Below are 9,206 nucleotides of genomic sequence, written 5' to 3' on the forward strand. Positions count from 1 at the left end.
GTCGTGCAGGGCTGGTTCAGAACATGTCGAAGTACTCGCGGTGTTCCCACTCGCTGACTTCGAGGTTGAAGCGGGCGATTTCCGCTTCCTTGATGTGGCACAGGTAGTCGATGAAGACCTTGCTCATCTGCGTGTTGAGCATCTCGTCTTTTCGCAGGCAGGCGAGGGCGTCGCTCAGCGAACGCGGCAGTTGCTCTGCCGGCGTTTCGTACGGCGCATCGGCCGAAGGACCGGGGTCGGTCTTGTGGCGGATGCCGTCGAGTCCCGAGAACAGTTGCGACGCGAGGTAGAGGTACGGATTGGCCGTTGGCTCGCCCACGCGGTTCTCGATGCGCGAGGCGTTCTGCCCCACGCCGCCGAGCACGCGCAGCATCGCGCCGCGGTTGTCGCGTGCCCAGATTGCGCGGTCGGGCGCGAGCGAGAAGGGGCGGTAGCGGCGGTAGCCGTTGATCGTCGGGCTGGACAGTGCGGCGGCACCGCAGGCGTGCGCCTTCAGGCCGCCGAGGTAGTGCATGCCGATCTCGCTGAGCGTCTGGCCTTCGGCCTCGGGCATGAACGCGTTGACGCCGTCGCTCTTGCGCCGCAGCGACTGGTGCAGGTGCCAGCCGCTGGACATCACGTTCGGAATCTTCGGGCGGCACATGAAGGTGGCGTGCAGCCCGGCGCGCTGGCAGATCTGCTTGATGGCGCTGCGCAGCAGCACCATGGTGTCGGCTGGCATCACGCCCGCCGTGGGGCCGAAGGTCAGCTCGAACTGGCTCGGGCCGAACTCGATCTCGAGCGAGCGCAGCGGCAGGCCGAGCGCGATGAGGTTGGAGCGCAGCAGCTCCATCAGCTCGTCGACGCGGTCGTAGCGCAGCTCGGTCAAATACTGGTGGCCATGCGACAGCAGCGACACGCGCGGCGGCTCGCCGGGCTGGCCCGAATCGGCCAGGCCCATGCGCGCGTCTTCGAGCTTGAAGACGTGGAACTCGACTTCGAGACCGGCGATGAAATCCAACCCCAGCTCGTCGAGCTGGCTCACCGCGCGCTGCAGGATCTGCCGCGTTGCGAAGGGGCAGGGCTTGCCGTCCGCCATGTAGGCGTCGCACAGCACCCAGCCGGTGCGGGGCGCCCACGGCAGCACCTTGAAGGTGGCGGGATCGGCCACGATGGTGAAGTCGGCACCGCCCTGCAGGCCCTCGATGGCAAAGCCGCCGTTGGCGCTGAACACCGGGAACACGGTCTTGTGCGAGGTGTCCTTGGCCAGCAATGTGGAGGTGAGGTTCACGCCTTCCCACAGAGCCGAGCGCGCCTCGCTGGCAACCAGCGTCTTGCCGCGCAGCAGGCCGTGCTGGTCGGGCCAGGCGAAGCGGACCACGTCGACCTCGCCGCTGTCGATGCGGCGCACCAGTTCCAGTGCTTGCAGGTGCTGGTCGTCGGACCAGAGGCCGAAGCGGTCGACGAACTTGTTGCTGTTGTTGCTGCTGCTCATGGCGTGCGTGCTCAGGCGGCGAGCCGTGCGGAAGCCCAGTCGGATTTGAGGCGGCGCGCGCGGTCGGCTTCTTGCCAGTAGGTCTCGGTGGCGGCTTCATCGACGACATTGCCGATGCCGTCGATGGACGGTGGCCCTGTCATGGCGCTTGCCTGTGCGGCATCGATCAGCATCGGCGCGGTCTCGCCGGCCAGCGTGGCCTCGATGGCTTTCACCAGCACGCGACGGTAGGCAATGATGCCCTTGTCGGTGCTGCCCAGGTGCTCGCGCGTGCGGTCCTGGATGGCGCCTTGCGACTCCACTGCCCACTGGTCGTGCACGTTGATGTCGTCGCCCATGCCGGTGTAGGTTTCAGTGAGCTGTTCTTCGACGCTGAAGCCGTAGTTGTTGCGCTTGTTCTTGCGCGAGGTGTAGTCGGGCAGTTCGTAGAGCTTCAGGCGCTGGTCGCGCATTTGCTGCTTGTCGACGGGGCCGGTGAAGCTGGTGAAGATGGCGTACCAGTAGCAGTGCGTGTCGTCGACCGGCACATGCCATTGCGAGATCGTCATCTCCGCGCTCATCGGGATCACGAAGGCTTGCGGGAACACCACGTTGGTCACGCGCACGTGGGTGGTGTCCTCCGACAGCTTGCGCAGGGCCTTCAGGCGGAAACCGTAGTCGGTGGGCTCGACGCTGATGTCGGGGCGGTCGTACTCGCGCAGCACCTTGGTGATGGGCATGTCGGAGTCGGCCGAGGCGCCGCGGAACTGCTTGCCGTAGCTCTCGGAGGTGTCGGCGTCCTCGAAGAAGCGGTGCAGGTACGAGGCGTGCGCGGGGTCGATGCCCACTTCGAGCGCCTGCAACCAGTTGCATTCGAACAGGCCCTTGAACGCGAAGGTGTGGCTGTCGGGCGCGACGAAGCAGTCGAAATCGGGGAAGGCCGGGGGCTCGCCCTCGCCGATGTAGGCGAAGACCACGCCGGCTTTCTCGACCACCGGATAGGCCGACTGCTTGATGCGGCTGCACAACTTGCTGGTGGGCGGCTCGGCGGGGGTTTCGAGGCAGTTGCCCTTGGCATCGAACAGCCAGCCGTGGAAGGCGCAGCGGATGCCGCCGTTTTCGAGGCGGCCGAAAGCCAGGTCGGCGCCACGGTGCGGGCAGTCGCGGTCGAGCATGCCGAGCTGGCCGCTCTCGTCACGGAACAGGACGAAGTCCTGGCCCATGAGCTTCACCGGCTTGACCGGGCGCGGGCCCGTCAGCTCGTCGACCAGGGCCACCGGCTGCCAGTAGCGGCGCAGCAGCTTGCCGGCGGGGGCGTCGCGTCCGACGCGGGTGATGAATTCGTTTTGCTCTGCGCTGATCATCGTGCGGGCTCCATCGTGGGTTCTTTGGAAAGAGGCTTGCAGGCATTGCATGCAACTGCATGCATTGTCTTGGTGATACTCGATTCGGGTCAAACTTTCATCTGCGATTTCGCCCTGAATTGGGGCCTGGAAGGCTGAAATTCAGGGTAAACGCTGAGCGTAGCGTGTGTTTTTGACACTTGTTACGAAGAAGTGCATGCAACAAGCGAGCCAGGGTAAACATGCTGCGTGCAGTGTCGGGCGTGTCTCCTAGAATCCGCTCATTCCTCTTCCCTGGCGCCTCCCGATGGACTCCCAACAATCCCGCGTGCTCGTGCAGCTGCGCGACCTGATTCTCAAGGGCGAATTCGTGCCCGGAGAGCGGCTGGCCGAGATCCCGATCGCCGAGAAACTCGAAGCCTCGCGCACGCCGGTGCGCCTGGCGCTGGCCAGCCTCGAACACGAAGGCCTGATCGAACAATCGCCCAGTGGCGGCTACCAGATGCGCCGCTTCACCTCGCAGGAAGTGGCCGACGCCATTCGCGTGCGTGGCGTAATCGAAGGCTTTGCCGCGCGCCTGCTGGCGGAAGACGGTGCCTCGCGCCAATTGCTGCGCGACCTGAAGGAATGCCTCGATGACGGCGACAGGGCGGTCAACAAGCCCAGCATGGAGATCGACGACTACGCCGCCTACGTCGAAATGAACGACCGCTTTCACAAGCTGATCCTCGAGGGCTGCGGCAACTTGGCGCTCAAGCGAGTGATGGACATGCTGGGCGGCCAGCCTTTCGCCGCACCGAGCGCGATGCTGCCGATGCAGTCGTCGATGGAAGAAGGCCAGCAGTGGATGCGCCAGGCGCACCGCACGCACCATGCGATGGTGCAGGCCATCGAGCGCGGCCAGGGCTCGCGCGCACAGGCGCTGGGCGAGGAGCACGTGGAGATCGCGCGCATGAACCTCGACTACGCACTGGAGCGGCCGGAGCTGGCAGCCGAGCTGATGCCCGGCATTCGCCTTGTTTCCAAGGGGCGCAACGCCTGAGTTCGACGGGCGCAACCGGTGGGTCTGCAAAAGACTGGCCGGTATTTCGGCATCCGCACCGTCTGGTCGGTGACGGCCGAGACTAGAATTTCCTGCATATGAATGCCGCCGCCCCCGCCAAGACCTCGTTCAAGGAACAGATGCTGCAGGCCCGCGAGGAGGCCATCGTGCAGACCGCGAGCCGCCTGCTCGCCGAGAAGGGCTTCGAGTCGATGACGGTCGACGAGGTCGCTGCCTCGGTCGGCATCGCCAAGGCCAGCCTCTACAAGCACTTCCCGAGCAAGGAAGACCTGGCCGCCGCCGCGATGGTGCGGATCATGCAGCGCACGCTGGACTTTCTGGCCTCGGTGTCGGCCGACGACAAGCCGACCGCCAAGCTGCGCGCGGTGGTGCAGTGGGCCATGCAGGTGCAGCTGGCCGGCGAGATGCCTTCGCTGCCGCACCAGAATTCGACCTTGCGCGCTGCGCTCATGAACAACCGGGGTTACCTCGATCGCCTCGTGACGATCAGCGACCAGCTCGGCGGCTGGATCCAGGCCGCGCAGGCCGATGGCACGCTGAACCCGAAGCTGCCGGCGATTGCCGTGCTCTACACGCTGTTCGCGCGCGCCTGCGATCCGGTGCTCGGCTTTCTCAAGGCGGGTGGCCTGCAGAGCGACGAGCAGATCGTCGAACTCGTGCTCGCGACCTGCTTCGACGGCCTGGCCACGCGCTGAATGAAGCGCTTCAGCTGCTGAGGGCGCGCCGCGGCGTCACTACCGCTTCGACCGCCGCACCCACCGCAAGCAACCGGTGATCGGTGTTGCCGATGCCGGCGATCATCAGGCCGACCGGCGCCGCGCCTGCCTCGTGGCAGGGCACCGACAGCGCGCAGCCATCGAACAGATTCACCACCGACGGGTTGCGCAGCATGCGGCCGTTAATACGGTAATAGGTGTCGTCGTCCTTCAGCACCTCGGCGATGGGCGGCGCGATGTCGGGCGTGGTGGGCATCAGCATCGCGTCGTAGCCGGCGGCCGCCGTGTTGATCGAGCGGATGAACTGGCGGCGCAGCGACTGCAGCTGCAGGTAGTCGGGCGCGGTGATGGTTTCGCCGGTCTTGATGCGGGCCAGCACGCGCGGATCGTATTTGGCCGCGCCGGTCTTGATGAACTCGCGGTGCCAGGTGAAGGCCTCGGCGGCGGTGATCATGCCGCGCGGGTTGATGGTCGGAGCTTTCGCGAACTCGACCATCGGCAGCTCGGTGATCGTGGCGCCGGCGGCCGAGAGCTTGGACAGCGCGGCGGCAAAGGCCGTGGCCACCTGGGGCGACAGGTCGTCCTGGAAGAAGGTCTTGGGCACCGCAAAGCGCAGGCCACGCAGCGGCGGCGCCTTGAACGGGCGTTGCAGTTCGCCGGCCAGCACCGCGTCGAGCACGGCGCAGTCTTCCACTGTCCAGGCCATCGGCCCGGCGGAATCGAAGGAGGTCGACAGCGGCATCACGCCGTCGAGCGGAATGCGGCGCTGCGTGGGCTTGAAGCCCACGAGGCCGTTCAGCGCGGAAGGAATGCGCAGCGAGCCGCCGGTGTCGGTGCCGACGGCGCCGGCGGCCATGCCGTCGGTCACGGAGATGGCGCCGCCCGAGGTCGAACCACCGGGGATGCGGCCGGTCGCGCGGTCGTAGACGTTCTTCGGCGTGCCGTAGTGCGGGTTGATGCCCAGGCCGGTGTAGGCGAACTCGACCGTGTTGGTGCGCCCGATGATGATCGCGCCGGCCCGCCGCAGCCGCTCGACCACCACCGCATCGCGCGCTGCCGGCGGTTGGCCGACCAGCACCGTCGAGCCGCCGAGCGTGGTGATGCCGGCTTCGTCGAACAGGTCTTTCAGCGAGATCGGGATGCCGGCGATCGGCGAGGCGGCGGGTCGGCCGCTCTTGCGTTCGGCGTCCAGCCGGGCGGCGGCGGCGCGGGCCGACTCGGCGTGCACCTGGATGAAGGTGCGCGCGCCTTCGCCGGCGGGGTTCTGGATGGCGGCGAGTGCTTCTTCGACCAGCTGGCTGCTGCTGAGCGTGCCGGCCGCGAGCCGGCGCGACATCTCGGCCATCGACAGCTGGCCCATCGCCTTGCCGGTGATGTCGGGTGCTTGCGCCAGCGCCTTGGGCAGCAGCGACAGCATGCCGGCCGCCGCGGCTGCGCCGGCCGTGTGTTGCAGGAAGGTGCGACGTTGTTGTTGCTGTGACGGCTGCTGTGTCATGGCGCTCTCCTCCAGGGATGGATGGGCTCGCGGCAGTCTACACAGCCGGCATGGCGCGTGGGTTGCGGCCGGTTACGGCGCGGTTCAGCGCACGTCGATCAGCAGGTCGGGGCGAAAGCCTTCCTGCTCGCCATTGCGCTTGTAGCCCAGCGGGTTGGCCACCACGCGGCAGCCGTTCTTCATGTAATCGAAGGGGCTGTGCAGGTGGCCGTGCAGCCACAGCTTGGCGTGGGGCAGCAGTTCGTCGAGTGCATTGCAGAAACCGGCTGTGCCGGGCGTCAATCCGTAGCGCGGATCGGCGCTCGCAAGGCTGGGCGCGAAATGGGTGATGGCGACTGTGGTGCCTTCGAAGGGCTCGGCCAGCGCTTGCTCCAGCCAGGCCTGGCAGGTGAGTGCCTGGTCGCGCAACTGTGCGGACAGGAAGAGTTCGCCGTTACGCATGGTGGCCGCTTTTTCAAGATAGAAATCGGCGGCCCGCATCGCCTTGCCGCGCTTCTTGAGTGCATCGGCGAGGCCGTCGGTGGGCTCGACCAGCGCGTCGAAGTCGGCCCAGAGCGTGGTGCCGACGAAGCGGATGCCGTCGATCACCCGGGTTTCGCGCTCCAGCCAGAGGATGTCCAGCTCTTCGCAAAGTGCGCGCAGCCGCTCATGGGTCTCGTCGAAGTCGACGTTGTCGTACTCGTGATTGCCCGGCACGTAGACGACCGGCACCGGCCAGCCGTTGCGGGGCGAAAAGCGGCCCAGGCCGAAGTCGGTATCGGTCAGGCGGGAGCCTTGCTGGTAGGAGCCGATGTCGCCCGCGAGGATCAGCATGTCGGCGCCCGGAACGGGCTCGGCGCGGAAGTGGGGGTGGGACTCCAGGTGCAGGTCGGAGAGCAGTTGCAGCTTCATCGTCGGGCCAGTCTAGGTGAATTGCCCCATGCATGAAGTGCATAAGGCATGGCTTGTTTTGTTAGGGATAACCCTTAATCTTGGAGCATCAACCACTCCAGCGCAGCCAAAAGCCGCGCACTGTCATGTTCAGCCTCATCGCCCAAGTGGCCCGTTTCTTCCGCTCCACCCCCGTCGACGCCCCTGCCAGCCACGCGGCCGCCCTGATGGAAAGCGCCGACGTTCGCGCCGGCCGTGGCGCCCACCACGCGCAGGAACTGCGCGCCGCAGCCAGCGCCTGGCTCAGCGTCGTCAGGTAATCGGCTTGCCCCCAGGCTGCGCGCACTGCGTGTCGCTGCGCCAACCCCCTGTCGGGGGCAACACCTGAGGCCCGGCGAAGCCGGTTCGTCGGTGTTTCACGAACAGAGGCCGGTCTATTGCGGGATTTTTTGTCCCAGGACCGATCCAGCGAAAGCCGCTGCCGCCGAGCGCAACAGCGCGGTACGCAGCCACTCGTGTGCATGCCCGTGCTGGGCGCGCCGGTGCCAGACGGCATCCACATGCACCGGCGGCTGGTCGAAGGGCAGGTCGCGCAACACCAGCTGGTCGTCAATGCCGGTCACGGTAACGAAGTGGCGCGGCAGCACGGTCAGCAGGTCTGAATTGGCCACCACCCGGCCAGCCGTGAAGAACTGGTTTACCGTCACCACGATGCGCCGCTCACGTCCCATGGCGCCCAGCGTCTGGTCGATGAAGCCGTAGGGGCGTCCCGAGAAACTCACCAGCAGGTGTCGCGCGGCGCAGTAGCTGTCGAGCGTCAGCGGTGCGCTTGCCAGCGGATGGTCGCGGCGCATCACGCATACATATTGGCCGAGATAGAGCCGCTGGGTCTCGAACGCCACCCCCACGCCAGACTGCCCGCGCGCCGCCAGACTGGCGATCACTGCGGGGAAGTAGCCGACGGCCATGTCCACCTCTTCCAGTTCCAGCATGCGGCGCGGGTCGCGCGTGGTCAGCGGCAGCACGCGCAGAGAAATGGCGGGCGCCTCTTTTTCGGCAATCTGCACCAGGCCTGGAATCAGCTCGGCTGCAGTGGCATCGGCCATGGCCAGCAGGAAGGTGGTGTCGGCGGTGCCGGCATCGAACTCGCCGGGCGCCAAGGTGTGTTGTAACTGGCGCAGGGCGTCGCGCACAGTCGGCCAGAGGGCCAGCGCCCGCGGGGTGGGCTCCACGCCGGCGCCCGACCGGCGCACCAACTCATCACCCAATACGTCGCGCAGACGCCGCAGCGCGTTGCTCACGGCCGGCTGCGTGATCGACAGGTTGCGGGCGGCGCGCGTGAGGTTGCGCTCTGCCATCACCTCGTCGAAGACGCGGAGCAGGTTGAGATCGAGTGTGCGGAAATTGACGTCCATCAATGCTGTGAATGATAAACATCAGAAAGATAAAGTGGCAAAGCACTGGGGTAATCCCTAATATCACTGCATCGGCACTCTTTGCCATCACTGATTTTTCACTCTCCCAGGAGGGATGCACCATGACCAGCTTCGTTCACGTTGACCAACCTACTGTCCACCCCGGCGTGCGTCGCGCCGAAGTCCTCTTCGGCCAGATCCAGGCCGCACGCGCCGGTGCCAACGGCGCACGTCCGCTCATCGCCTTGTTCATCGTCGCCATTGCAGCGGCTGTGCTGGTGGTGACCGACTCGCTCGTGACGAACTGGAACGAAGGCGGCCTGCTTGCCGCCTGGACGGTGTTCTGTGTTGCGGCCATCGCCTTGTTCGTGCTGTTCGCAGGTTCGGTGCGCAAGACCGGTCTTGCTGCTTCTTGGCGCGCCGCCGCCCAGCGTCGTGCTTCGGCCCGCGCTGATGCCCGCTTCCTGGAAACCGCGCAAAGCGATCCGCGCGTGATGCAGGAACTGCAAGCTGCCGTGTGGCGTCAGCAATCGGAAGGCACCGTGTCTGCTGCCGAGGTTGCCAAGGTCGACGCGCTGGCCCGCATGAGCGGCCGTTCGCAGGACGTGCGCATGCCCACGCTGTATGAAGCGATGCGCCGTATGAACAACTCGCGCTATTACTAAGCAAGCAGCGATGTGTAAAAAAAGCCGCCTTCGGGCGGCTTTTTTGTTGTTTGCTACGTCGTACGGAATGACGGGCGTCGCCCCTTCTTGGCAAGAGAAGATGAGTAGAGGTGTTGGGCGCCGCATGCGAGCCCTCTATATATAGAGACATTGCGGGCTTGGGATGGGGGCTGTCGCCGTAGGGGC

Annotated in this window: 9 protein-coding genes; 4 read left to right on the forward strand and 5 right to left on the reverse strand. The window is 66.1% G+C overall.

Annotated elements, in window-relative coordinates; genetic code table 11:
- Positions 1-16: 16 nt before the first annotated feature.
- Both H7F35_RS12810 and H7F35_RS12815 read right to left on the reverse strand, forming a co-directional pair.
- On the reverse strand, positions 17-1,474 hold the full coding sequence (locus H7F35_RS12810; protein ID WP_187113225.1) for a glutamine synthetase family protein: 1,458 nt from the start codon (positions 1,472-1,474) through the stop codon (positions 17-19).
- An 11-nt stretch (positions 1,475-1,485) separates the two neighbouring features.
- The gene (locus tag H7F35_RS12815) at positions 1,486-2,817 is read right to left on the reverse strand and encodes an aromatic ring-hydroxylating dioxygenase subunit alpha (RefSeq protein WP_187113226.1); all 1,332 of its coding nucleotides are present in this window, start codon (positions 2,815-2,817) and stop codon (positions 1,486-1,488) included.
- A 286-nt stretch (positions 2,818-3,103) separates the two neighbouring features.
- On the opposite strand from H7F35_RS12815, the gene H7F35_RS12820 reads away from it, so the two are divergent.
- Together H7F35_RS12820 and H7F35_RS12825 are read left to right on the forward strand one after the other, a co-directional pair.
- Positions 3,104-3,838, forward strand: a complete 735-nt coding sequence (locus H7F35_RS12820) for a GntR family transcriptional regulator (protein ID WP_187113227.1) — start codon at positions 3,104-3,106, stop codon at positions 3,836-3,838.
- Positions 3,839-3,936: 98 nt separating this feature from the next.
- A complete protein-coding gene (locus H7F35_RS12825; protein ID WP_261803614.1) occupies positions 3,937-4,554 on the forward strand; it encodes a TetR/AcrR family transcriptional regulator in 618 nt (205 codons plus the stop codon).
- A gap of 10 nt (positions 4,555-4,564) precedes the next feature.
- Here H7F35_RS12825 and H7F35_RS12830 read toward each other — a convergent pair whose 3' ends face one another.
- Both H7F35_RS12830 and H7F35_RS12835 read right to left on the reverse strand, forming a co-directional pair.
- Entirely contained in the window at positions 4,565-6,070 is a 1,506-nt protein-coding gene (locus H7F35_RS12830; RefSeq protein WP_187113228.1) for an amidase, read from the reverse strand.
- Between the two features lie 84 nt (positions 6,071-6,154).
- On the reverse strand, positions 6,155-6,961 hold the full coding sequence (locus H7F35_RS12835) for a metallophosphoesterase (protein WP_187113229.1): 807 nt from the start codon (positions 6,959-6,961) through the stop codon (positions 6,155-6,157).
- A gap of 125 nt (positions 6,962-7,086) precedes the next feature.
- On the opposite strand from H7F35_RS12835, the gene H7F35_RS12840 reads away from it, so the two are divergent.
- Positions 7,087-7,260: a hypothetical protein gene (locus H7F35_RS12840; protein ID WP_176801149.1), complete on the forward strand. Its 174-nt coding sequence runs from the start codon at positions 7,087-7,089 to the stop codon at positions 7,258-7,260.
- Positions 7,261-7,374: 114 nt separating this feature from the next.
- Here H7F35_RS12840 and H7F35_RS12845 read toward each other — a convergent pair whose 3' ends face one another.
- On the reverse strand, positions 7,375-8,355 hold the full coding sequence (locus H7F35_RS12845) for a LysR family transcriptional regulator (RefSeq protein ID WP_187113230.1): 981 nt from the start codon (positions 8,353-8,355) through the stop codon (positions 7,375-7,377).
- 122 nt (positions 8,356-8,477) lie between these two features.
- On the opposite strand from H7F35_RS12845, the gene H7F35_RS12850 reads away from it, so the two are divergent.
- A complete protein-coding gene (locus tag H7F35_RS12850; protein ID WP_187113231.1) occupies positions 8,478-9,020 on the forward strand; it encodes a hypothetical protein in 543 nt (180 codons plus the stop codon).
- Positions 9,021-9,206 lie beyond the last annotated feature (186 nt).

It is taken from the genome of Variovorax sp. PAMC26660 (assembly GCF_014302995.1).
Classification (GTDB): domain Bacteria; phylum Pseudomonadota; class Gammaproteobacteria; order Burkholderiales; family Burkholderiaceae_C; genus Variovorax.

Coding starts and splice junctions, on each gene's coding strand:
- H7F35_RS12835 (WP_187113229.1), bottom strand. CDS start 6,961: ATGAAGCTGCAACTGCTCTCCGACCTGCACCTGGAGTCCCACCCCCAC.
- H7F35_RS12845 (WP_187113230.1), bottom strand. CDS start 8,355: ATGGACGTCAATTTCCGCACACTCGATCTCAACCTGCTCCGCGTCTTC.
- H7F35_RS12810 (WP_187113225.1), bottom strand. CDS start 1,474: ATGAGCAGCAGCAACAACAGCAACAAGTTCGTCGACCGCTTCGGCCTC.
- H7F35_RS12825 (WP_261803614.1), top strand. CDS start 3,937: ATGAATGCCGCCGCCCCCGCCAAGACCTCGTTCAAGGAACAGATGCTG.
- H7F35_RS12840 (WP_176801149.1), top strand. CDS start 7,087: ATGTTCAGCCTCATCGCCCAAGTGGCCCGTTTCTTCCGCTCCACCCCC.
- H7F35_RS12850 (WP_187113231.1), top strand. CDS start 8,478: ATGACCAGCTTCGTTCACGTTGACCAACCTACTGTCCACCCCGGCGTG.
- H7F35_RS12820 (WP_187113227.1), top strand. CDS start 3,104: ATGGACTCCCAACAATCCCGCGTGCTCGTGCAGCTGCGCGACCTGATT.
- H7F35_RS12830 (WP_187113228.1), bottom strand. CDS start 6,070: ATGACACAGCAGCCGTCACAGCAACAACAACGTCGCACCTTCCTGCAA.
- H7F35_RS12815 (WP_187113226.1), bottom strand. CDS start 2,817: ATGATCAGCGCAGAGCAAAACGAATTCATCACCCGCGTCGGACGCGAC.